Here is a 24,413-nt window from a genome sequence, read left to right as displayed (position 1 = left end):
TTTTCCAGATCGATAGGCCACTTCCCAAGAAAGAAAAGTTGAGGCTGCGCCGGGTTGGAATTCCAGAAGGGTGGGATCAGATGTGGCTCGAGAAGATTCAGCCCGATTTCGTCGCCGCGAAAGGCACCTTGCCGGTACGCCTGCGCGAGGAAGGCCTTGCGCGCGGAAGGACTGATGCGGACTGCGATGGCTTGCTCGCGATCCTTCCGCCCAAGCTTGCCGCCTGCGAATGCTTTCTCGAGAAGCTGATTTTTTTTGGCGTTATGAGTTCGGAGAGCCGCACAAGGTTGACGGATCGCTTGTGTGGGGCGTCCATATGTGGCCGCCTGTCAAAGTCTTGTTCGACGTGCTCGATTGTGCACGCCGGCGCTTGCCGGAGCAGAAGAGGACGGCTTATCTCCCCTTGCTCGCAGACGAGGCGAAGCATCAAGAATATCTGGCCGAGATGCTCCCCATGTTGCGCGTAAGCGATGCCATTCCGGCGGAACATGAGGTCACGGGACTTGGTGCCGGCAACCGAACTGTCGATTGGGTATTGGGCGCGGCAGGAACGCGGCGCATCCTGTTTGACGTGAAGCGGCGCTTTGCCGACTTTTATTCGCAGATGACTGATGCTGTCTTAACGAGCGGTGCGCCCCCGGCGCACGACGTGCAGCTGCTGTTCAGGAGTGTCGAGCCGAAGTTCTTGGCCGCAGATCCTGACAATAGACTACAGGGCGCCTGGATCGTGACGGACATCAAGCAGGACGAGACAGAGCTGCGAACCGGTTTCGATGCGCTTGACCCAGCGAAAGTGCATTTCGCGATTCTGGGAGACGCCCAAAGCGATATGTACATCTTAACTAGGCGGCCGGAGGACATTCCTCATCTGCTCTCGGTGTTCGGTGCGAGCCAAAGCAATCGGTTTGTTTTCGATCGTAGGACATGCCGACCCCAGACGCAGCCGAGCAAAAGCGAGGCGGTTAGGATCACTTGCGACAAATTCGGTGTGACATCAGGCTTTTCTGATCTCAAAAACTGCCTCGTAACATATTGATATACAATATTCTTTTGTGATGCTCGGGAAGTTCGAAAAAGACGGCCGCCGTACAGACAACCTATTATAAATAGAGCAGTGTGACATACTGAAGCTATGGCCAGTATTGAAGACCTCCTGCGGCGGATCGGCCCCGCCCTGACCACCGATCTTATCGCCGAAATGGCGAAGGACGGCGTCTCGCCCGACGCCGCGCGTCAGCGCATCGCGCGTGCGGACGACTTCACCATCAAACGGCTCGCCGGGCTTCGCTTTCCCCACAACGCGCGCTTTCTCTATCTCGATGACCAGTTTGGCGACAAGACTTACTGGCAGGCGATGGAGCGCGTCTTCCGCGAGCACGGCAAATCGTATTGGGGTGCGATCGCTGGATTAAAAGCACGCGGCGGCATCTGTCCGCGCCATCTGTTCGACGGAGTCTGCGGCGGTCCCGCAGCCCGCTCGCGGCAATTGTCCCCGCAGCGCATCTTCGATCGCCTGTCGGCGATTCATCTGCTTGAGGAATTTCACGACGACGCAACCAACGAAACCTACGTGAAGTTTCGCCCGCATGAATACCGAACCGACCCAATTGCTCAGATTAGAGCGCGAATGGTCGCCGAAAACGTCGTGCTGCACGGCATGAAGGAATGGTTCCGGCGAACGGGGTTCGGCAGCTTTGATAAAGTGAGGGTTAGAGGCGACGGCGAGGCGCCTGTCGTTTCGAGCGTCACGTGGGACTTGAGCGCGCCTTCTTACGCGAGGCCGCTTGTCGCGCCGTCCGGCAAGGGGCTGAAACCCGGTTTTATCGTGTGCGATGTCAACCTGCGCGATGTGCTCAGCGAAGACTCCGTCGCGACCTTCGTTCGAAAACACGATCTAGCGTCGGCGCCAGCCAATGTCGCGCCGATCATGCCGTTCTTGGTGGCGGATGGCTTCTCAAGCAAGGCATGGGGGCTCGCGCGATCGCGAGGGATTCTTGCGACGACGACATCTCATCTGTTCGGAGAGGATGTCGCTAAGGCTTTGCGCGATTTGATTTCGCTTTTGACGGATACCGGCGCGACAGCTTCGGTCAATCCGGATCATGTCGAGCGGGTACTGAACAGCCTGCCCCGCATCGAGGGTGCGGCAAACAATCTGCGCGGCGCGCTGTTCGAGATCATCGTCGGCTCGCTCGTCAAGGATGTCGAGGGCGGATACTTGCGGGCTGGTGAAAAATGGAAGGATTATGAGACCGGCCGATCCGCCGAAACCGACGTGCTGCTCGACAAGCCCGATAACAAAGGCGTGCTTGTGATCGAATGCAAGGCGAAGATCCCTGTAGCCCGCGTAACCCTGGAGGAAGCGACGAAGTGGCGGGACGACCGTGTGCCGCTGCTGCATAAAATTCTCAGACATGAATCTCGGATCGCGGGAAAGCCGTTTACTTTCGAGCTATGGACGAACGGGCCGATCGATCCAGAGGCCCTGAAATATCTAAAGGCGTATCCCCCATCGCCGGATTACGCTGTCGCATGGAAGGACGGCGCGGCGATGAAGCCCTACGTCGATAAAGCACCGTCGCCGGCCATCCGCCGCGCGATGAGCGAGCATTATTTTCATCACCCTCTCGCGAACATTGCGGCGCAAGCGGAGCGGGAGGCGACTGCCGTTTCAGCATGACCGCGATCAGCCCCGTCTATTTTCATCCCTACCGGGACTTCGTGCCAAAGATGGTTACGCTAGAGTTCCAATTCACTTCGACCACAGTGGCATATAAATAAAATATATTATATTACAATGGCTTAGACTACAATGACGTATATCCAGCCGCTTAGACGTGGCCTTCCATCTGCTTCACTTCTTAAATGCGGTAGGCCTTGCAGCAAAAATAAGGTCGTAGGCAATCAACGCCGCGGCGGTCGCCGCGAACGGGACCAATGTGCAAGACCCGTCCAAGGAGCACGCTTGTGTCGGTTTTGCTGCCTAGCCTATAAGTTGTACGAGCGGCGGCCACACCTTCCTAGGAGCCAATTCTCGTGGTCTAACCCAAGTCGAGGCTTAAGTTCGTTCCGCCATGATCCACACCTCACGCGTAGACCTGACCGAGCGGGGCATCCTGTTGCCGCATGATCGCGTGGGCATGGTGATCGCCCAACCCCATCTGACATTGACACAGCAGGAGCCGTATAGGACCCCCCTTGCCGGCAAGCTCGAACTTCTGAGGAACCTGACCGCGACACTGGCTGTCTCGCGGACCGCGCCGCATCACGCCGAGAAAACGCACTTCACGATCTTCCCGGAATACAGCATCCCCGGCCTGGATGGGATCGACCTGATCGACGCGGCGCTCGCGGACCAGCAGTGGCCGACGGGAACGATCGTCATCGGCGGGGTGGATGCGCTCTCGAAGGCCGATTTCGAAAATCTGGCGGGTCGCGCGGGTAACCGACGAGGCGCGTGATAGCTTCCGGCGCGTCGATGAACGCATAGGGATTGAAGAACTGGCGGCGCCACAGGAAATTCCGGTCGACCTCGCTGAGCGTGGCCTCGTCGCATACCTGCGTCCAGCGTTCCTTGATGGTCTTGATTTGCGCGGTCGCGATAAGGATCGCCTCCCCCTCATTAAGCAGGAACGAGGGCGCGGCTTTCAGGCAAAGTGCGATCTGGCTCGCACGCTCCTGCCCCATGATGAGCATGGCCTGCGATGCCTCCCCACCCGTGCGGTTCTGCGGACAGACATCGTAGGCGGGCGTGAGCGTAAGCTCCGTACCATTCCAGAACGCAGCATGGTTTCGAGCGTGATCATCGGTGTTGCCGGACAGGATATTGAACACGAGCCTGCCGAAAAGCTCCTTCAACGTTTCCTTCGGTGACGTGAAACGATGACGGATCGCGGTGGCAAGCTGTTCGTAGCTCGCATAGCGGGCCATCATTTCGTCGAGCTCCAGCAGCGTGAGCGCCGAGACCATGGCTTTGCGGCGCCAGCCTTCCGGGGCTTTTTCACGGTCGAAGCGCTCGATGAGCAGCACGTCCTTTCCGGCGGCGCGCTTGAGGGCCACGGGCGCGGCGGTGAGACCGACGAGGGACGCGAGGCGCATGGCGACGAATTCGGCTTTCACCACGCCAAAGAGGTCGTTCTGGGACGAGAACTTCGCCACGAATTTCTTGTTGCCGGACGTAATCATGGCCTTTGGCCGCGCGCCGCCGATGGAGCTCCCGTGGAGAAGCGCACGGTCGAGTTCGGCCGTCAGCGGCACGCCTTGTTCAACCAGCGTGGCGGCGTTCAGGAGTTCATCGAGCGACACTTCCGCGCTCTCGCGCGGTACATAGTTCGACGCCGACGCCTGAAAATCGAGCGCGCCGATACGGTCCGATCCGGACTCCAGGAGATAGGTCAGTTCGTCAAGGCTGCCGGGGTCGACATCTTTTCCGCCTGAGCCGAATTTGCGGTTGATGATGATGCGGCGGCCCCACGCGTCGGGTGCCGCGTCGCGAATACAGCTGGGCATGTTGAGCCCGTTCAGGAGCGGAAGGACGCCGGTCTTGAGCGGCAATTCCGGCTCATAAAGCGGGATGGCATTGTTGCGGCGAAGATAGCTCTGCCCGTAATTGTAGACGAGTTGCTTCCCGCTCACGGACAAGAGACCCGCGACGACAGGTTGCGTGCTGTCCGGCAGCCAAACCCATACATAGGCTTGGGTATGTTTTTGCTCAGAAGTCATCGTCGGGCTCGGTTCGGTGGCTGCGGATTGCTTTGGGAAGTAAGGCCATCACTTCGCGGCTGGATTCGACGTCGCGCGACAGCGTCACCTGGCCTGCATCGAACAGGCGCACGCCGACAATCGCCGCGGCCTCGAACACGGCGCCAATGGTGCAACCGGGGTCACCCGCCTCGATGCGTTGCATGAGGCCACGCGAGACCCCAGCGCGTTCCGCCAAGGCAGCCACCGTCATGCGGCGGTCAATGCGTCCCCGGCGGATGAGCTGCCCCAGCCGGATCGCGGCATCCGCAGCATAGGGCGAGACAGGGCGGTTGGTCTTGGGCACGTCTGATCCATAAATAGGCCATAAGTAGCCTTGTGATCTATTTATAGACCAAAACGGAACCGACGTCAAGTATACGATCTATAAATAGATCATTTAAGCCTTTGTGACCTATTTATAGCTCACTTAGCACGCCTTCCTCTCACAAAGGGGCGCTTCACGTGTAAAAAGCCAATTGATCGAGGGTAAGCAGGGCCTGAAGCGCCCGCACCATCGTATAGGTTTCAGGTGCTGCCGCACCGTGACCGACGGCATGGCGCGAGCTGGCATTGCCGGTCCGAGCCGCGGGGTCGAAGTCAGCAAAGGTATGCGATCTCAAATAATGAGCGAAAGCGGCCGGGAACAAGAGTGTATCCGGGTGCCCCGCCTTTGCCTCCGCCGACGCGACCGCGAATTCCAGCAGCTTCTTGATCCGCGCGCCCTTCCCATAAACCTTGCGATAGGCGTCACCCAAAATTCCTTCGATCTCAGTCAAGGCAATTTTCAGCACGGGCACGGCGTCGCCTTCCGCGAAGGATTTCAGCGCCGAGCGCAAAAGCCGTTCCTTGCCGGCAAAATGCGCCTTCGCCATCCACCGGCTGAACATCCGCTCGATCCGCTCAGAGTCGAACTTCGCAAGGATCTTCGCTTCCACTTCATCGAGCTCAAATCCGGCTTCGCTGAACTTTAGGAGCTCCCCAAATTCGGGACCGAGAATTTCTACGAATGGAAACCAGCCCGCGGCGATGAGCCGTGAAAACACGGCCTGGTCGGCGATCGCATCGTAAAGGTCTCGGTACTTCAGCCTGCGATGCAGCGTGCCAAGGTCGCGCTGCATTTCCTCTACGGAAAATTCGGCATCAGGGTTGAAATCGAAGAACAAGCCAAAGCGCCAGCCTTCGCGAAACATGCAGACGACACGATCTTCCTGGCCGATCGGGACAAGAGGGAAACCCATGCCGATAACGTCGGCAATATCCTGCTCGAACACCACCGCCCCGGCGACCATGTCTCGCTTGGTCATGATCTGAAGCGCAACCGCTGCCGTATCGAGCCACAAGTCGCCCGTGTCATCCGGATGCACGACGAGGAGCACGACGTCGGCGCGCTTAAGGTTGACGGCTCCTCCGGACTGCCGCGCGATGTGCTCGATGTGATTACACAGGCCCTCCGCTACGCGGTGAAAGAACTTGTCATCCGAAGTGAGACTCAGCCTTGTGTAGACCTTGATGGCATCCCCTCCGCGGGCTGTTTCCGCGGACACGCCGTGCAGCTGGAGGCCGGACAGCTTTATAGGATCGGCGATGTTTCGTGCCATGATCCCGGGTGGGCGAGGCTGGTCCTGTTCGGGCGGGGATTCGATCATCGCGCTACTGTACCACGAACCGCATCGACCCTTGAGCCTATGGCTCAAAGATAGAGATTCCCGGCACGGCCACATCACCATCGTGGATAAAAGCGACGCTCTGATAGGCACGGGTAATACCGACATAGACCTCGTCTGCCGACCCGGCAACGTGCTCCGGCTTGCCTGTGCGGAGCCATTTGGTGATCCCTCCGTAAGGAATGATCAGGACGCGCTCGAAACCTAGGCCTTTCACCATGCCAAAGTTCTCGGCCGGGAGACCGGCGCCAAATCGCCGGTCGAGCCGAAGTACCTGTGGCTGGTACTGCCTCCGGTATTCCTCGACGTGGATCGTCCGCACCACGAAGACCCCGTCGTGTGCGGTTTGGCTCTCATTCTTCGATTGAGCTTTGGGGAGATCGGGAAAAATGAGGTCCGCCACATCACAGATCGGTTGGATGCAACGGCGGCTTTGCGCCATGTAAGTCACTTCACACAGCCCAGCTTTCTTCCAGGCTTCGGCCTTCAGAATGAAGCCGCGTCCGCAAAACTTCTTATTCTTTGTCGCGTAGCTGGTGCGGTAGGTCGACTGGCGAATATCGCCGACAAGCGACATGGCGATGGGAGAGCGGAGCAGCAGCTCAAGGACATCGATGTCAAATCCGGCAAGGTCCTGCACTTCATCAACGAAGATGTGGGCAAACATATCGTTCAACCGGCGAATGACCTTCCCATCGCTCGCCTCGTTACACAGCAAGGCAAAATCGCCAAGGCGATCGGAGTAGGCCTGGTTCTCACGGTCGCAATAATACCGGGCGACATCTGCCTTCGGGACATAGGTCCGGGTGGCGCCCTTGGCGAAATGAACGCCCCCGACCCGCTCTTGATGAACGCAACCTTGATAAGGGCGCACCATCTCGTGAAGGACGAAGGTGTACCACGGATAGACCGTGATCTCCGGCGGCACGCATCCGTTTAGCTCGATCAGCTTGCGCCTGATCTCCTCCACGTTCTTGAGCGTGAACGTAGTAATCGCACTTTACGCGGACGCATCGAAAGCGCCTGCGTCACGACTTCCGTTGTTTTGCCCGCGCCGGCGGACGCAAAGACAATCTTATTCGACGGCGGCATTGATATAGCCGGGGAACGTTATCGCCTCCGTCGTGTCGAAAATCTTAAGGGCGACGTCGGTCTTGTTGGCGGGCTTCGTCATGTATTCGGTCAGCGCATCTGGGTCGTCGTAGTCGGTGCCGAGCACGCTGTTCAGGCGCTCAAGGCTATTGGCCTTGAGCATCTGGGGCTCAAGCGTTGGGAACGCCTCGTCATCATCATAACGGACGTTTATCTTACCATCCGCAGGGTAATCGGCGTATTTGGCTTTCAACGCTTCAACGTCGCCGTCGTTGTCCGTAACCACGTCGGTCTTGATACCGAGAAGTTTCGCGATTTCGAGAAACCGTTTGAACGCCAGCCCTTTCACCGAGATCACGTCGACGCCCTTTTCGAGAGGGCTTACGCCGTGCTTTGCGATGAAGGCTTTCTGAACAACAAGCTCATCCGACGGGCCTTCGACAAGTATGCTTCTGCTGCTCAACAGCAGCCGAAGCGTGTCGTGACCGGGCAGCTTCTTGAAGTACTCGTAGGTGTCCGCAGTCAGTGCATCGAGCCTCATCGAGGCGCCATCCCTGAACAGAATGACGTTGTTGATGCCGAGCTTGTTGAGGACAAAGCTTGAATGCGTCGTGATGATGAGCTGGCGGGCGCCCGCCTTCTTCGTTATCGCATTGATGAGACCGTGCAAGCGGGAAAAGGAAAGATGGTTCTCAGGCTCTTCGATAAGGAAGACGTTCGCATCGGAGCTATTCTCAAGCGCCAGCTTGATCTTGACGGCGTTCTGTTCGCCCTTGCCAACGAGGGTGATGGGAACATCATCGAGGCTCGGCATGACGGCGGTTTCCCAGCCCCCTCGCGCCGTAGGATCGAGCGTCATCGAGAGCGTCTTCTCGGAGATTTCCCCGTGCCGCTCCGCAAACTTTGCATTGATCTGCTTGATGCTGTCGTCGGCGAGAAAAATCTCCCTGAGCTTCCGATAGGCGACGGACAACTGAACCTGTTCTTTGGGCGGCAATGCCTCCCGGATGAGACCGGTCACATAGCGGTTCGCACCCGTGATCGTGGTAATGCGGCTGGCATCCACGATGACGGGAGATAGCGGAATTTGACGCGGCAAGACGGATTTCCGCGCGAAGGACTGACATACCGCCTGATAATACTCAACCGGGATCGAGCGAACGTCGTCGCGCTTGGCAATGTATTGCTCGTAGGCGTCCTTGTACGCATCGTTGAATTCGATCGAATAGATAATGCCCGGGAGATCCCCCGGCTTCTCCGAATGGTTATCGCCCCTGAACTCGGCGAGCTCCGGAATATCGCTAAAGAACAGCTCGATCGTGATTGCCGGAAGAGTTGCGGGCTTTCCGCCATGCAGCGCCGCAAGGTAGTTGCGTGTTGCCTGCACCGAAAAAAGAAACGGGTGCAACTCCTGGGCAAGAGGCCGTCCGTTCAAGGAGCCCGTCAACGCTAGGCTTACGGCTTCGAGGAGCGTTGATTTTCCGGCTTCGTTGTCGCCGACGAGAATGTTCAGGCCGTCACGGAATTCAATATCGCAATGTGCACGTGATCTATAATTTCTGATCTTCGCTTTCGTGATGTGCATGCGAATCGCCAATTCCTCACATAGTGGGGCTGGCCGAGATTGTAGCAGGAGGAGCGGTCTTGCAACCGGGGAGCGAATATGAAGTCGATGGTCAACGAGAATAACATCGCGGTCGCTCGACAAGAGACAGCCCATAGAGCCACAGCCAAGAATTTTCGTAATTTCAACGACTTACACCAACGTCAAGCACTGTATAAACGAGCGTCGTTTGCTCGACAAATCGCGCCGCTTTGGTGATGCTGTCCCCCGTGCTTTGATCGCGGCGAGCCCATACCCCGACAGAAGCGAATTGCGATGTATGCAAAGAACCTGGCCCGTATTCTCGGACTACAGCTTCAGAACAGCGACGTGTCACACAGCGCGCCGCAGGAAATGGATCAGCGATTTGAGTCCTTGCGTCGATACGGCCGGCTGCCGCGCGGACGGGAGCGGCGCGAGGAGAAGTTGTCTCCACAGCATATTGCCGCTGCCGTATTCGGCCTTATCCCGTTGCATCCGGGATGGGCCGGGCATGTGGCCACCGTGCTTAATGGGCTACGCCCGGTCGGGGGAGCCGATGCGTCATTCTTCCAAGCGGAAACCATTAGTGACGTTGTCGTCATGCTTCTGGCAAATGAAGAAGCCCGAAAGAGCTTCATCCGTATGAGGCTGACCGTCGCCGAGACTGGCATCAACAGTAATGGCGGCGCTGAAGTAACGTATCTACGCGACGGGCAAAAGCAGCGGGCACATTTCGTGCAAAAGGAAGCCGTTTCGCTGCTCTCGGCCGGGAGCGAGGTCGATTTCGATCCGGATCGCCAAATGAACGCGGCAGCAATGCGTGAAATGTCGTTTACAAATGAGTTTTTCCATCGCCTCGCGCGCGAATGTGAACTAGCCGAGCGCTTCCCTGCCCCTCCCGAAGGCGATGGCTCGGAATACGATGCCGAGGAAGTGGAGCGGGAGCGTTACCGAAAGCTCGGCGTTCGCAATAATTCTCGCTTCCTTCATATCGGCGTGGATAACCAGGTCACGTGGCCAAAGGAGGAGCAGCTTATCACGTTCGACCAATACTAGTTGGTCCTCATGCCGAAGACGAAGGAGCACGTGCAATCGGTGCACATCGACCTTGCAGCCAATCGGGTTGATGAGCGAACCGCCATGACGGTCATCAATCGCTTCCTGAGCGTGATGGTATGGTGCGACGACAATTTTGCGATCGCCGGGTTTGGGTGGTCGGGAAATCCCGTCCCGGTTCCGGTGACCAAGCGCGACCTCGCCTTCACAACGGCACACCATTACATCTTCGACCGGAAGATCCCGGGTTCCGAGGAAGCACGGCGCGCGCTCGCGCTGTTCCGGGAGGCGCGCAACGCCCAGCAGAACGGCTTCGTGAGCTATGCCGTGCTGAACTATTACAAGATCATCGAAATCCGGAATCACGGCAAGGAAGCGGCGCGTAAATGGTTTCTTGCCAATTTCGAGGCCTTGCGCGCCACGTCCACGAAGAACGACGATATCAGCCGTTTCCTCGCACTGTGCGGCAGCGAACCGCCGCACAAATACATTCACGATTCCTGCCGTATTGCAGTAGCGCATGCAGGTAAGCACTCAAAGTCCGATCCCGATGATGCTCACGAGATCGTTCGCTTGCACACGGCCGCCCGCGTCATGCACCTGCTGGCAAGGCGGTTCATAGAGGCGGAATTTGCGATTTCGGATGTGATGTACTCGGGAGGATAAATCGGAAGAACGGATCGACCGGGAACGAACAGCGACGTATGCGATGCGAGGTCGCATCGAACACGCGGTGACGAGGCAACGCACCCTGCCCCACGCGCCGAAACGGATGCGACCGGCGTCCAGGCTTCCTAACGTTCGAATTCTGCGATAATGGTTGGCGCGTGTGAGCAGCACAAGTCAGGAATGTTCGATGGCAGGATGGATGGTCACCGTTGCGATCATGAAAGCCGATGGCGGGGTCGGCCATGAGATGTACGCCGTTGCGATTGAAGATCCCGCGCAGGCCATCGATGCTGCCCTGAAGTTTTCCGCAGGCTGCGCGGCAGTGGTCAACGGCTCGATGGACGGTGGCGCGGTGGAAGCCGCCGGTTTGAGAACAGGCGAGGTATCGAGAATCCTCGACGACCAATGCGACCCCATACTAGGACGAGCTACACGGCACTAGAAATGTCGCGTGTGCCTGCGCCCATCGCGCCGTCGAGCCAGCTCTCGTTTCCAGAGGTTCTATGACAACCCGAGGGAACGAAGCAGCCGGGGCCCATAGTTGTTGACCGCATGACCGGCTTGCCTTGCACAGGCAATCGCTTGCGGCAGGTCTTTGTCGGTCCCGATCCCCCACGCTTTCACATAGGCGAGGTCGGCGTTCAACATACGGCTAACCGGCCCATGCAGATCGGCCTGCTGCGCGATCTGCACACCGTACTTCAACAGCTTTGCGCCAGCCGCGATCGAGGCCGCATCGCGCTGCGGTGCGTTGAGCATCACGTAAGAGGCTTCTTTGCAGAACAGGCACATTGCTTTCGGGGATGCGGATGTCGCTAGATGGCGAACGTTATCAGGCAGCAATGCGAATTGATCGGGGGTAAGCGAGCCGCGTAACTGCGTTGAAGGGACGTCAAGTGCTCCCGGTGCGTTCGGCACGCGCGAGCCGGTTTGATCTGCTGGTACGGTGACGTCGGGTGGCGAGGGAGTGGCTCGCGGTGCCGGGACATCGGCAGACGGCAACACGGGGCCGCTCGGAGGTGTGGGCCCCGGTACCGGAGGGCCTCCAGCCGCAGGTGAATCGCTGACCGGCGGCGGCACGTTTGGCGGTGCAGGCGGCGTCGAGCTGGCCGGAGGATGGCCTAACCAGCTTTGCAGATAATCATGCGCGAAATGCATGGCGCTCGCGCCCAGCGCACCACCAAGCGCACCCATCAGCGCGCCTTCGATAAGCGCCTTTCGTTGCCAGCCTTGTTCCTGCTTCTTGGCACCGCCGAATGCAGCCGTGACCGCCAGGCGCGAGGACGCACCCGCTGCTGCGCCCGCGACCATCGCCGAGCCGATGACAACGGCGATACCGGGTGTCGTCGCGACAAAGGCCGCCATGGCAAACTGTGCGCCGATACGAACGGCCGCGCCGGTTGCTGCGCCGAGAAGGAGCGCAGGCGCTTTGTCCTTCGCTAAAGCGAAGATGGTTTTGGCGTATTTCCATTCATCGCGAACGGAAGGCGGCTGGTGTGGCTGCGGTTGCGCGCGCGGAGGGATCGGGCGTGGCGTGCCTGCGGAAAATGGCGGCGCAGAAGCAGTAGGCTGCGTCTGCGGCCCAACATTTTGCGGCGCAGGTGCCGTGGATATGGTTGGCGCGGGCCCTGCCGGTGCTGGAGACGGCGTTGGCGTCGGTGCAACGCTTGGTTCCCGTTCAGTTATTTCAGGCGCGACCACGGATTCATTATCTGCTTCCGCGGGAGGAGTGACCACGATAGGACCGGTTTGCTCGTCTCTGGCCTCGGGCGCGGCCGACGGTTTTACGGCGGCGATCTTGGCAACGACATCATCCTCGGAATCGTCCGGCGCATAGCCGATCTCGGTTACGCCGCTGTTCATCAACGCATCAAGATCGCGCACGACATTACGCGCGCGCTTTAGATTCTGCGTGTGCGAATTGGCCACGTTCGTGCCGTTTTTATCCTGGAATTCACGCGCGGCCTTGAGGTACCCCTCCCAGCGCTCTTTCATGAAGGCCTTGGCCTTCTCGATATTCGATACCTGCGGCTCAGTTTCTTCCGGCTTCGATTGCGTTCTCCGGAAGACCAGGGGAAAGCCCATGTCGTCACCTGCGAAGGGCACGCTTGGCATGTGACTATTTCGTATTTCAGCGATCTGCTTGACCGCTTCTTCATAGGCCTCAGGGCGTGCCTTTGCGAAGATGATTTTGTGCACGCCGCGGCTTTTAAGCATATCGAGAGCCGTACGTATCAATATGCACGCCTGACTGGATTCCGCTTCCCATTTTCGTTTGGCTTCCTCGTCCCGGACGGCATGCTCGTAGCCCCGATCGGTGTGTAGATCGACACGGCGACTGTAATAGTCGTGAAGCTCATCCGTAAAATAGGGCTTGAGGTCGAAGTCTCCCGCCGTAGCCTCGGCCTGTTCCTGGGCGGCGCGGATATCTTTTTCGAGTTCGGTCGCAAGCGTGAAGTAAGGTGGTTCTTGGTCGGGCGCGAGCGTTTCCCGGATTTCCATGTTCTGCCGTTGCAGGGCGTCCACCCATCCGGCGGCGGACAGCAACGGCTCCATCATCACCTTCAGGAAAGCATCGCCTTTATCGAACGGGTAGAGAAAGGCCCGCTTCAGCGGCGTCGACATCAGGATGTAACCGGCGTGGGTCTTGATCTCCAGGAATCCGGCGTCCGGCAAGTCTCCCTTGGTATGGACAATGGCCCGTCCATCCTTCTGCGCGAGAAAGGCTTCACGGTAAGCGATCCCGCGCACGCGATTGAAAAGGGAATCTGCATGGCCGTCCCGCAACCGCGTAAGCTTGGCAAAGCCAGGGAGAAGATCGACGAGATCGCTCCACAGCGGCTCCTTGTGGGCGTTCTCGTTATTCTCGTCGTTTGCAGGTTCAGTCATGGCCGTCTCTCGTCAAAGTCATTTTTGGTTATGGAGTGTTTTGTTGAAATCGAATGCTCTTGGCCTTCGCGGCAGGTGCGACAGAAGGCACGCGCTCTGGTGAAAGCGCTTCTAGCTCGCTGGCGCGGAAAAAGCCGGAGTAGCGCCCCGTCCTGGGATCAAGCGCCGATGCCCAGCGCTCGCCGTTTCCTTCGAGATAATGCTCGCCAACAAGCAGCGGCGTGACGAATTACGCCTCGGGTGTCCAGGTTGCAGTATTCTTTTGGGACGCGGCGAACAAAATGCCACATGCCGTTCCGCCGCGTGAGGAAGTCAGGCATGACTCACCCCGCTGTTGGACGGTTTGTTGGACGCTTTCGGGTGCAAGGCTTGGCTCCAAGCCGGGTGAACCGGAAAGAGCCTATCGTCGCCATCCTGTGAAATGGCGGGAATATTTTGTATCTTCAATTTTTTGCCTCCGATTGGAGGCTCTTAAGGACGCCACACGCTTCAAAGAACTGGCGGACGGGAGAAGCGTTAGGTGGCGCTCCCCCTAGGGGAATCGAACCCCTGTTTCAGCCTTGAGCGAGCATTGGTGTCAGCGCTCGTTACAAGTTGAGTTCGATCGACCGGCGGATCCGAGACTATGTCGGTGCGAGTCCCTTCATTTTCATTCACACCGACCGCAACCCACAGGCCGGACTAAGCGGCATCTGGGCAACGTGCATTGCGCTCGCTTGAGCGCGACCGAAATTCACGTGCCTGGCACACTAGCGCTCTCGTGGTAGCTATCTGGTAGCTACAACAATCCGCAAGCGTTCGATGATTTCTGTAAGTATTTGTTTTTGTTGGTACAGTTGGGTGGGCTCGAACCACCGACCTCCTGTTCCACAGACAGGCGCTCTAACCAACTGAGCTACAACTGCATCCTTGCGAGCCGCCTTGGGCGCCTGGACGGGCCGTCGACCTAAGGGGGGCTGGACGGGGCGGAAACTAGGTGCAACGGGCGTTTTTGGCAAGGCCGCAAAACCCGAGAATCGCGCTTCCGACGAGGTTATTTCCAAAGCAAAACCCGGGCTCTAGGCCCGGGTTTCTCAATTTGAACGACCCGGCCTGATCAGGCGGCGGGCTTGTAGAACTTCGAGGCAGAGGCCTTGATCGGCTCGACGGTCTCGGCCGCGACGCGCTGGGTCAGCTCGGCCAGCTCCTTGGCCTGGGACTGGAAGGTCTCGAGCTGGGTGCGGGTGTGGCCGGTCCACAGCTCCAGCGCTTCCGCCGGCGACTTGAGGCCGAACAGCTGCTGGGCGAAGTCCAGCTGGGCGCTGGTGTTGGCCTTCATGAACTCCACCAGCTTGGCGGTGTACTCGCTCGCGCCCTTGTTGGCGGAGGTGAACACGGCCTCGACGGTGCCGTTGTGGGTCTCGGCCGCGTCCTTGAACTTGGCGTAGCTCTCGCGGGCCTGCGACACGCCCTTTTCGGCGAACGCACGCATCTGCTCGGGAACCTCGAACGGAATGATCGAGGCAGAAAACGGATCAGTCGCACCTGTCATGATGTCCCTCACGATAAAGAAAAAATGGAGTGAGCCTTCTGGCGCGCCCGCCGGCCCCGACCTAGGCCTCAAATTCAGCGGGAACGAACACTGGAACGCGATACAAAAAGATGGCTCGCCCAGCGCCCATCACTATCGCTGCCCAAGATGTCAACATTGTGCAACGCAAACGTGATCCGGGCTGCGCCGCGAAATTTAATCGCGGTGAGGATGAGGGTTCCCGGCCGAGGAACCCGTGGTTGAGGTAGCGGAGTGCCCTTACCCTCCCCTGGAGGGGGCGAGACGAGCGGAGCTCGCTCGGGGGTCGATCGCGCGGAAGCGCGAGCGGGGTGGGGTGATCTCTCCACTCGGGCACCGCATCTGCGGAGAGACCGTCACCCCACCTCGGTTCGCATTGCACTTCGCTCCATGCGAACCAATCCTCCCCCTCCAGGGGGAGGATGGGGCACCTGTGATGCCGCGCGCGGAAGCGCGAGCGGGGTGGGGCGATCTCCCCACTCGGGCACCGCATCTGCGGAGAGGCTGTCACCCCACCTCGGTTCGCATTGCGCTTCGCTCCATGCGAACCGATCCTCCCCCTCCAGGGGAGGATGGGCACCTGTGATGCCGCTGACGATCTGGCGCATTTCGCTGGGCTGCCCCGCCCGCGAATCCTGCGGATGCCGCCGGGCTGCGGCTTGCGGGGGCGGCTACTTAAGGTTATCGCGGCTTTAGGCTTGGCCGTGTAGACCGGAGCCGCGGACCTGCCCGCGCCTGCGCGCGATACTAACCCTTTCTTAAGGCTGTCATTCCGGCAGCCTTGCACCCTGATGCTACCAAGCGAGACTTGAAGCCGGTCGGATGACGAGTTCGGATTTCCAGTTGCGAGGCGTGGGCGATCCCCGGCTGGCCGTGCACGCGACCTCTCCGTTGCCCGCCTGGCTCTGGTCGATCGACGGCACGCGCGTGCTCTGGGCCAATCCGGTCGGTGCAAAGCTGTTCGGCGCGGCTAATGCCACAGCGCTTGCGGACAGGACCTTCGGCCCGGCCGACAGCCATCGCCGCCAGGTCGCCCGGCTCGCGCGCCGGCTGGCGCCGAACGGCGCGATCAGGCTGGAACGGCTGCACGGCTTCGGCGCCCGCTTGGGCATGCTGATGACCTGCGCCTGCGCCCGTCTCGACTTCGCCGACGGAAGCTCCGGCGTGCTCGTCACCGCGATGGATCCGACGCTGCGCTCCATGCCGCTGGTCGAGCGCCTGCATCGTCTCGTCGAGGGCGCCAGGGTGCCGATGGCGGCGTTCGCGCCCGACGGCCTGTTCGTCGGCGCCAGCGAAGCCGCCCGCTCCCTGCTCGGCTTCCGCGATCTCGGCGATGCCGGGCTCGACCAGGCCCGCAGCGATGCGCTGACGAAAGGCCGCGCCGAGACGCCGATCGGAATCGGCCAGATGGTGCTGCAACGGGTCGGCGTCGGCGCCGATGTCGGTCTTGTCGCGCTGATCGAGCCGGCCGCCCGGCAGGCGGCGCCCGCTGCCGAAGAGACCATCGCGCGCGAACAAGACGCTCAGCCCGCACCTGAGGCTCCGCCGCCGGTCCCTCCGGCCGCGGCGCCGGACCAAGCGCAGCCTGCGCAGTCGAACGAGGCTGCATCCGAAATCGCGCTGTTCGACGCCTTCGCCGAGCCGGTCGATACGCCGGCTCCGACCGAGACCGCCCCGCCATCAGCGACGATCGCGGACGTAGCCGCCGCGAGCGACGCGATGCCGGAGGTCGTCACGATCTCGGAGGCGGCCGAAGCGCCTGTCCAGGAAACTGTCAGCGAAGCAGTCGACGCCGCGCCCAAAACTCCGGTTGAAAACCCGAGAGAGGCCATTGTGTCGCCGCAGGCCGCGCCGATCACCTCACACATGGTCGAACCGCCGCCAGCGGAGCCGTCCGCACCGCGTCAGCATCCGCTGCGCTTCCTGTGGCAGGTGGATGCGGAGGGGCGCTTTGTGCTCGGCTCAGACGAGTTCATCCACCTGATCGGTGCGCACACCGCCGCCGGCTTCGGCCGCCCCTGGCGCGAGATCGCCGACGAATTTGCGCTCGACCCCGAAGGCCGCGTCGCGCAGGCGCTTGCAAGCCACGACACCTGGGCCGGGATCACCGTGAACTGGCCGGCCGATGGCGGCGAGCATCTGCCGGTCGAACTCGCGGGCCTGCCGGTCTACGACCGCGAACGCAATTTCGCGGGCTTCAGGGGCTTTGGCGTCTGTCGCGATCTCGACGGACTGAACCGGCTCGATGCGCTCAGGCGCTTTGAGCTGTTCGCCGCGCCGCCCGCACAGCACGGCCTCTCCGCCGACGTCGTCGAACTCGATCCCGAGCCGGAGCCCGTGGCGGAGGCGTCGCCTCCGCCGAGCGAGCCGCCCGAGCCTGAGCCTGAGCCAACCCCTGAACCTGAACTGCCCGAACCCGTAGCCGACGCGAATTCACACCCAACCGATCCGGAAACACCAGTGGAAACGCCTCCCAATGTCGTGCCGTTCCGCCCGCCCGGCGATGCGCGATCGCCGACGCTGACTCCGGTCGAGAACAGCGCGTTCAACGAGCTCGCCCGGCAATTGTCCGAGCGGCTCGAACGCGAACGCGAGACCATCGCCGCCGTCGCGTCCGGGCCGCCGACGGAAACCACGCCCGAACCTTCGATGCCGGAGCCTGAGGCGCCGCACGCGCCGGCCGAATGGTTGACCGAACCCGCGCCGCCCGCGCAGGGCCACAGCGTGCGCGACCGCGCGCTGCTCGATCTGCTGCCGACGGGCATTTTGATCTACCGGCTCGACCGGTTGCTCTACGCCAACCCCGCCTTCCTCGCGCGCATGGGCTATTCCAGCCTGGGCGCGCTGGAGGATGCCGGCGGGCTCGATGCGCTCTACGTCGAGCCCGGCGTGTCGTCGGCGAGCAGCACGTCGCAAGCCGGCACGCCGGTGACGATCAGCGCGACGGTGGCGAACGGCCAAGAGCCGCTTCCGACCACCGAGGCGCATCTGCACACGATCGACTGGGACGGCGCGAGCGCGCATGCGCTGATCTGCGCGCTGCCGCAAGCCGCAACAGTCGTTGCTGCGCCCGTCATCGCGCCGTCTGTCGTCGTCGACCCCGTCGTCGCGGAATCCTTCCCCTACGCGCCCGAGCTCGAGCCCGAGGCCGGCGATACCGACGCCGAGGATCTCGCCGCGATCCTCGACACCACCGCCGAGGGCATCGTCATGTTCGATGCCGAAGGCAACATCCACGCCTGCAACCGCAGCGCCGAGGCGCTGTTCGGCTATGACGGCGAAACGCTGATGCAGCGGAACCTGGTGACGCTGTTCGCGCCGGAGAGCCAGCAAATCGTGTTCGACTATCTCGAAAGCCTCAAGAGCCAGGACATCGCGAGCCTGCTCGACCACGGCCGCGAGGTGCTGGGGCGCGAGAAGAAGGGCGGCGTCATTCCGCTCGCCATGATCATGGGCCGCACCAGGCCCGACGGCCCGAACTTCTTCGCCGTGTTTCGCGACCTCTCGCAGAGCAAGAAGGGCGAGAGCGAGCTCAAGAACGCCCGCCGTCTCGCCGACGGCGCGGCGAATGCCAAGGCCGACATGCTGGCGCGGATCAGCCACGAGATCCGCACGCCGCTCAACGCCATCATCGGCTTCGCCGAGGTGATGATCTCCGAGCGCTTCGGCACGCTCGGCAACGAGCGCTACGGCGAGTACATGAAGGACATCCGCGCCTCCGGCGAGCGCGTCATCACCATCATCGACGATCTGCTGGAGCTGTCGCGGATCGAGACCGGCAAGCTCGATCTCAATTTCGCCAACCTCAATCTCAACGATCTCGTCGAAGCCTGCGTCACGGTGATGCAGCCGCAGGCCAACCGCGAGCGCATCATCATCCGTACCTCGCTCGGGCATGCGTTGCCGCAGGTGAGCGTGGACGCGCGCGCGATGCGGCAGATCACCATGAACCTGATCTCGAACTCGATCCGGCTCGCCAGCGCCGGCGGCCAGGTCATCGTCTCGACCGCGCTCACCGACCGCGGCGAGATTGCCCTGCGCATCCGCGACACCGGCCACGGCCTGAGCGAGCGCGAGGTCGCCGCCGCGATGGAGCCGTTCCGCACGCCGCCGCCCGGCGATGCCGCGGACAGTTCGGCGCTGAGCCTGTCATTGACCAAGGCCCTGGTCGAAGCCAACCGCGCCAGGTTCAACATCAAGAGCGCGGCCAATTCCGGCACGCTGATCGAGGTGGTGTTCGCGCCGGTGGCGGTGGGGGCGTAGCGGCGGCGGAACAGCTGCGTAGCCGAGGTGAGCGAAGCGATACCCGGGAAGGTCCCGCATATCGCTCCGCGCATGCGGGCTACGCAGACGTGATCGTGGGGTCACCGAACCATCTCGCCGCCGCCTGAGCAGCCTCCTCATCGTCGGGTACGCCGTCACTGGCCCACGCGACGAAGCCATCGGGACGCAGCAGCACGGCGCTCAGACCCAGCCGATCCCTCGCCTCGCTCGCGACATAGGTGATCCGGTCGCCCCAGCGACTTGCCAGCGCCTGAAGCGGTGAACGCGCGTCGAAATCCAGCAGCAGACCTTTCGACGTCCTGAGGCGCTCTCCAACCGTCGTCCCGTCGCGCAACTCGAAATCCGGCGCGCTCCGTCCCATCAGCGGATGGCTGCCACCGAGATCGTAGCGGAGCGAAACGCCGCGCACGCGCCCGGCGAAATAGGTCGCACCGTCCCGCGTCTCGATGAGATCGCGAATGATGGCTTGGAGCGCGCGGGTGCTCGGTGTCGGCCGCATGATCGCGACCTGCGCGCGCGACCAGTCGAGGATTTGCGCGCCCACAGGATGCCGCTCGCGCGAATAGCTGTCGAGGAGATCGGCCGGTGCTTGCCTGCGGATCGTCGCCGCCAGTTTCCAGCCCAGGTTCATCGCATCGCCGAGACCGAGATTGAGGCCCTGGCCGCCCAGCGGCGAATGGATGTGAGCAGCGTCGCCCGCGAGGAGCACCCGCCCTCTGCGATACGTGGTTGCCTGATGGGCCCGATCCGTCCAGGTGGCGGCGAGCCGAAGCGCCGTGACGCTGACGTCGGTGCAGGAGACGCGACGCAGGACGCTCTGCACATGCTCGCGCGTGATCGGCTCGGTCCGGTGGAAAGCTCCGCCGTCGAAATCGACCATCGCGATCGTCCCGGGCTGCGCATAGGTATACATGCCGGCGAGCGTGTAGTTGCGGCCGTGACGAAGCTTGTCCGGATCGGCCAGCTCGACATCGATGGAATAGCCCGTGAACTCGGGGTCGGTGCCGACGAAGTCAAAGCCGCCAGTCTTGCGTACCGTGCTGCGGGCGCCGTCGCATCCGACAAGCCAGCGTGCCCGGAAGGTCTCGCCGGCCGCCTGCACTGTCACGTCTTCGCTCGAGGCGACAACGGCATTCACGCCAAAACCGCGCCGGATCTCGACGCCCATGCTGCATGCGCGCGCAGCCAGAACGGATTCGAGCGTTTCCATATCGACGGCAAGGTTGGCATCGGCCGACGTTGGCAGACGCCAGGACCACTTCGTGACATCGATGTTGTCCTGATAGAACTGGATGCCGGCGAAATGACCCGCGGGCCGTCGCGTCTGCTGCATCCAGTGGGCTGCGCTCTTGATCGCGCCTGAGGCAAGCTGCTGCGCGGCCACGATCTGTTCCAGCAGGCCGCGCCGGTGAAAGGCCTCGAGTGTGGGGATCGAAAGACCGCGCAGGCCAAACGGGAGTTGCTTCAGGGCCGAATGCGGATCTTGCGATTGCTCCAGCACCAGAACCTGGAGACCAGCGAGCCGCAACTCGCACGCGAGAAACAGGCCGACGGGACCGGCACCGGCAATGACGACGTCGTATGGATTCGAAGATTGATCGTGCATAGGACGCTCCTGAGGTCGATGTTCGACCGGAGCGTTCCCTGAGCTTGAGAATCACACGGACGAACGATTGGGCGCCATGGTGGCGTCCGATGTTCGTCGCGGGGATCTCGTGCACAAGGCCAAAGACCAGAGCTTTCGTTACCGAAAGGATTTGGGCTTACCAGACCAAATCTGCCTTTTCCGACACGAGCTGTATAGTTTCGTGGCGATCGATCCGCAACGAAAAAGGCACGGCGCTTGCGGCGCCGTGCCTTTCACATTCATGTGGCTTATCTCAGCTGTAGATCTCGAACAGGCCGGCGCCGCCCTGGCCGCCGCCGATGCACATGGTCACGACGCCCCACTTGGCCTTGCGGCGCGCACCTTCCTGGAGGATGTGGCCGGTGAGACGCGCGCCGGTCATGCCGAAGGGATGACCGATGGCGATCGAGCCGCCGTTGACGTTGTACTTGGCGGGATCGATGCCGAGCTTGTCGCGCGAGTAGAGGCACTGGCTCGCGAAAGCCTCGTTGAGCTCCCACAGATCGATGTCGTCGATCTTCAGGCCGGTGCGCTTCAGCAGCTTCGGGATCGCGAACACCGGGCCGATGCCCATCTCGTCGGGCTCGCAGCCGGCCGTTGCCCAGGCGACGAACCGGCCGAGCGGCTTGAGGCCGCGCTTCTCGGCATCCTTGGCTTCCATCAGCACCACGGCGGCGGCGCCGTCGGAGAGCTGGCTGGCATTGCCGGCGGTGACGAACTTGCCGGGACCCTTCACCGGCTCGAGTTTTGCCAATCCTTCCAGCGTGGTTTCAGGGCGATTGCATTCATCGCGATCGACGACGTAATCGACGATGCTCTCGGCCTTGGTCGCCTTGTCGACGACCTTCATTTTGGTCTTCATCGGGACGATCTCGTCCTTGAACTTGTTCGCCTGCTGGGCCGCGGCCATGCGGCGCTGCGATTCCAGCGAGAACTCGTCCTGGTATTCGCGGCTGAGCTTGTAGCGCTCGGCGACGATGTCGGCGGTGTCGATCATCGCCATGAAGATATCGGGCGCGACCTTGAGCAGCTCCGGATCGATCGATTCCTTCGGCGAGCCGCCGCCCGGGATCGAGATGCTCTCGACGCCGCCGGCAACGATGCAGTCGGCACCGTCGGAGCGGATCGAGTTGGCGGCCATCGCGATGGTCTGCAGGCCCGACGAGCAGAAGCGGTTCACGGAGACGCCGGCCGTGGTCGTCGGCAGGCCGGCGAGCAGCGCGGCCTGGCGGCCGATGTTCGGCGCGCCATGGGCGCAATTGCCGAGATAGCAGTCCTCGACATAGTCCTTCTCGACGCCGGCGCGGTCGACCGCGTGGTGGATGGCGTGGGCCGCAAGCGACATCGGCGGCGTGATGTTGAACCCGCCGCGGCCGGACTTGGCGAGGCCCGTGCGTGCATAGGAAACGATGACGGCTTCACGCATTGTCTTCTCCCTTTTCGAACGATTTTGAACGGAGCGTCCTGGGCGCCATTGGTACACAAAGTTCGACTGGCTTGGGAGAAATAAAGCGGGCCGCAGCATCAACAAAAACGCCGCCCTCTCGGGAGGGCGGCGTGATTGTTCCGCAGGTCGGAATATATGACGGCCGTCATTCCGTGGCGCGCGAGCGCCTCAGAACGTCAGTGCCTTGACCTGCTTGACCTGCGGCAGGGCCTGCACCTTGGCGAGCAGATCGGGCGGCACGACGCCGTCGACCTCGATCAGCGCGATGGCATCGGAGCCCGGCGCGACGCGGCCGAGATGGAAGGTCGCGATGTTGATCTTGGCGTCACCCAGCAGGCTCGCGAACTTGCCGATGAAGCCCGGCTTGTCCTCGTTGGTCACGTAGATCATCGACTTGCCGAACTCGGCGTCGACACGGATGCCCTTGACGTCGACGAGGCGCGGCTTGCCGTCATGATACACGGTGCCGGAGACCGAGCGCTCCTGGCGCTCCGTCGCCACCGTGACGGTAATCAGGCTCTCATAGTCGCTCTGGGCGGCACGCACGATCTCGTCCACCACCATGCCGCGCTCCTTGGCGACGACGGGGGCGGACACCACGTTGACCTCGCCCAGCATCGGCCGCAGCAGGCCCGACAGCACGGCCGAGGTGATCGCCTTGATCTTCATCTCGGCGACGTGGCCCTCATAGGTGATCTGCACCTTGAGGATGCCGGATTCGGTGAGCTGGCCGGCGAACGAGCCGAGCTTCTCGGCGAGCGAGATGAACGGCTTCAGCTTCGGCGCCTCTTCCGCCGTGATCGACGGGAAGTTGACGGCGTTCGAGATCGCGCCGGTGAGCAGGTAATCCGACATCTGCTCGGCGACCTGGAGCGCGACGTTCTCCTGCGCTTCCGTGGTGGAGGCGCCAAGATGCGGCGTGCAGATCACGTTGGGATGGCCGAACAGCACGTTCGCATTGGCGGGCTCCTCGACGAAGACGTCGAAGGCGGCGCCGGCGATGTGCTTGGAATTGAGCGCATCGACCACCGCCTGCTCGTCGACGAGGCCGCCGCGGGCGCAGTTGATCAGGCGCACGCCCTTCTTCATCTTGGCGATCGCGGATGCGTCGATGATGTTCTTCGTCTTTTCGGTGAGCGGGGTGTGCAGCGTGATGAAATCGGCGCGCTTCAAGAGGTCGTCGAGCTCGACCTTCTCGACACCGATGTCCTTGGCGCGCTCCGGCGACAGGAACGGATCGAAGGCGACGACCTTCATGCGCAGGCCGAGCGCGCGGTCGGCGACGATCGAGCCGATGTTGCCGCAACCGACGACACCGAGCACCTTGCCGGTGATCTCGACGCCCATGAAGCGGTTCTTCTCCCACTTGCCGGCCTGGGTCGAAGCGTCGGCCTGCGGGATCTCGCGGGCGAGCGCCAGCATCAGCGTGATGGCGTGCTCGGCGGTCGTGATCGAATTGCCGAACGGCGTGTTCATCACGATGATGCCCTTGGCCGTGGCGGCGGGAATCTCGACATTGTCGACGCCGATGCCGGCGCGGCCGATCACCTTGAGGTTGGTCGCCTTCTCGAGGATCTTGGCGGTCGCCTTGGTCGCGGAGCGGATGGCGAGACCGTCGTAATTGCCGATGATCTCGGCGAGCTTGTCCTTGTCCTTGCCGAGGTTGGGCTGGAAGTCGACCTCGACGCCGCGGTCCTTGAAGATCTGCACGGCGGCGGGCGAGAGCGCGTCGGAAATGAGAACTTTGGGTTTGGTCATGGGGATGATCCTTCGCCTTCCCTAACGGGAGGATCGGCCTGCGACGGCCG

General features: G+C 61.6%; 17 protein-coding genes and 1 tRNA gene. 7 read left to right on the top strand and 11 right to left on the bottom strand.

Features of this window, described 5'->3' with window-relative positions:
- The first annotated feature begins 337 nt into the window (after positions 1–337).
- The 3 genes from J4G43_RS09040 to J4G43_RS09030 all read left to right on the top strand — a co-directional run bounded on the left by J4G43_RS09040 (position 338) and on the right by J4G43_RS09030 (position 3,461).
- Positions 338–1,036, top strand: a complete 699-nt coding sequence (locus tag J4G43_RS09040; protein ID WP_155252150.1) for a hypothetical protein — start codon at positions 338–340, stop codon at positions 1,034–1,036.
- Positions 1,037–1,132: 96 nt separating this feature from the next.
- The gene (locus tag J4G43_RS09035) at positions 1,133–2,680 is read left to right on the top strand and encodes a hypothetical protein (RefSeq protein WP_208084579.1); all 1,548 of its coding nucleotides are present in this window, start codon (positions 1,133–1,135) and stop codon (positions 2,678–2,680) included.
- A gap of 394 nt (positions 2,681–3,074) precedes the next feature.
- Entirely contained in the window at positions 3,075–3,461 is a 387-nt protein-coding gene (locus J4G43_RS09030; RefSeq protein WP_028182182.1) for a hypothetical protein, read from the top strand.
- On the opposite strand, the gene J4G43_RS09025 is transcribed toward J4G43_RS09030, so the two are convergent.
- The 5 genes from J4G43_RS09025 to J4G43_RS09005 form a co-directional block, all read right to left on the bottom strand.
- The gene (locus J4G43_RS09025; protein ID WP_080660114.1) at positions 3,382–4,722 is read right to left on the bottom strand and encodes a type II toxin-antitoxin system HipA family toxin; all 1,341 of its coding nucleotides are present in this window, start codon (positions 4,720–4,722) and stop codon (positions 3,382–3,384) included. The two genes, J4G43_RS09030 and J4G43_RS09025, sit on opposite strands and share 80 nt — an antisense overlap.
- Positions 4,712–5,047 carry a helix-turn-helix transcriptional regulator gene (locus J4G43_RS09020; protein WP_028182183.1) on the bottom strand — a complete coding sequence of 112 codons (336 nt, stop codon included), beginning with the start codon at positions 5,045–5,047 and terminating at the stop codon, positions 4,712–4,714. Before J4G43_RS09020 ends, J4G43_RS09025 begins: the two co-directional genes overlap by 11 nt.
- 154 nt (positions 5,048–5,201) lie before the next feature.
- Complete coding sequence (locus tag J4G43_RS09015) at positions 5,202–6,389, bottom strand: hypothetical protein (RefSeq protein WP_208084578.1); 1,188 nt, start codon at positions 6,387–6,389, stop codon at positions 5,202–5,204.
- Positions 6,390–6,426: 37 nt separating this feature from the next.
- Positions 6,427–7,377, bottom strand: a complete 951-nt coding sequence (locus J4G43_RS09010) for a UvrD-helicase domain-containing protein (RefSeq protein WP_208084577.1) — start codon at positions 7,375–7,377, stop codon at positions 6,427–6,429.
- A gap of 105 nt (positions 7,378–7,482) precedes the next feature.
- Positions 7,483–9,084: an ATP-dependent nuclease gene (locus tag J4G43_RS09005; RefSeq protein ID WP_208084576.1), complete on the bottom strand. Its 1,602-nt coding sequence runs from the start codon at positions 9,082–9,084 to the stop codon at positions 7,483–7,485.
- 294 nt (positions 9,085–9,378) lie between these two features.
- Between J4G43_RS09005 and J4G43_RS09000 the strand changes: the two genes are divergently transcribed.
- The 3 genes from J4G43_RS09000 to J4G43_RS08990 all read left to right on the top strand — a co-directional run bounded on the left by J4G43_RS09000 (position 9,379) and on the right by J4G43_RS08990 (position 11,251).
- Complete coding sequence (locus J4G43_RS09000) at positions 9,379–10,140, top strand: hypothetical protein (protein ID WP_028181861.1); 762 nt, start codon at positions 9,379–9,381, stop codon at positions 10,138–10,140.
- A 9-nt stretch (positions 10,141–10,149) separates the two neighbouring features.
- Positions 10,150–10,806, top strand: coding sequence for a methylamine utilization protein MauJ (gene mauJ / locus J4G43_RS08995; protein ID WP_155252102.1), 657 nt, complete (start codon positions 10,150–10,152; stop codon positions 10,804–10,806).
- A 190-nt stretch (positions 10,807–10,996) separates the two neighbouring features.
- Positions 10,997–11,251 carry a hypothetical protein gene (locus tag J4G43_RS08990; RefSeq protein WP_155252103.1) on the top strand — a complete coding sequence of 85 codons (255 nt, stop codon included), beginning with the start codon at positions 10,997–10,999 and terminating at the stop codon, positions 11,249–11,251.
- Positions 11,252–11,310: 59 nt separating this feature from the next.
- On the opposite strand, the gene J4G43_RS08985 is transcribed toward J4G43_RS08990, so the two are convergent.
- From J4G43_RS08985 to J4G43_RS08975, 3 genes are all read right to left on the bottom strand, one after another.
- On the bottom strand, positions 11,311–13,698 hold the full coding sequence (locus tag J4G43_RS08985) for a hypothetical protein (RefSeq protein ID WP_028181864.1): 2,388 nt from the start codon (positions 13,696–13,698) through the stop codon (positions 11,311–11,313).
- Positions 13,699–14,526: 828 nt separating this feature from the next.
- Positions 14,527–14,603 (bottom strand) — tRNA-His (locus J4G43_RS08980).
- Positions 14,604–14,794: 191 nt separating this feature from the next.
- Entirely contained in the window at positions 14,795–15,229 is a 435-nt protein-coding gene (locus J4G43_RS08975; protein WP_063985516.1) for a phasin, read from the bottom strand.
- 840 nt (positions 15,230–16,069) lie between these two features.
- Between J4G43_RS08975 and J4G43_RS08970 the strand changes: the two genes are divergently transcribed.
- Positions 16,070–19,510, top strand: a complete 3,441-nt coding sequence (locus tag J4G43_RS08970) for a PAS domain-containing protein (protein WP_208084575.1) — start codon at positions 16,070–16,072, stop codon at positions 19,508–19,510.
- Positions 19,511–19,589: 79 nt separating this feature from the next.
- Here the strand turns inward: J4G43_RS08970 and J4G43_RS08965 are convergent, their stop codons facing one another.
- The 3 genes from J4G43_RS08965 to serA all read right to left on the bottom strand — a co-directional run bounded on the left by J4G43_RS08965 (position 19,590) and on the right by serA (position 24,363).
- Positions 19,590–21,137, bottom strand: a complete 1,548-nt coding sequence (locus tag J4G43_RS08965; protein WP_208084574.1) for an FAD-dependent monooxygenase — start codon at positions 21,135–21,137, stop codon at positions 19,590–19,592.
- Between the two features lie 274 nt (positions 21,138–21,411).
- The gene (locus J4G43_RS08960; RefSeq protein ID WP_063985520.1) at positions 21,412–22,584 is read right to left on the bottom strand and encodes a thiolase family protein; all 1,173 of its coding nucleotides are present in this window, start codon (positions 22,582–22,584) and stop codon (positions 21,412–21,414) included.
- A gap of 189 nt (positions 22,585–22,773) precedes the next feature.
- Positions 22,774–24,363 (bottom strand): phosphoglycerate dehydrogenase, encoded by a 1,590-nt coding sequence (gene serA, locus J4G43_RS08955; protein WP_063985521.1) that lies wholly within the window; start codon positions 24,361–24,363, stop codon positions 22,774–22,776.
- Positions 24,364–24,413: the final 50 nt, after the last annotated feature.

Origin of the sequence: Bradyrhizobium barranii subsp. barranii, from assembly GCF_017565645.3 — a bacterium.
In the GTDB taxonomy this organism is placed as follows: Bacteria; Pseudomonadota; Alphaproteobacteria; order Rhizobiales; family Xanthobacteraceae; genus Bradyrhizobium; species Bradyrhizobium barranii.
This window is presented reverse-complemented; position numbering and strand designations above follow the sequence as displayed.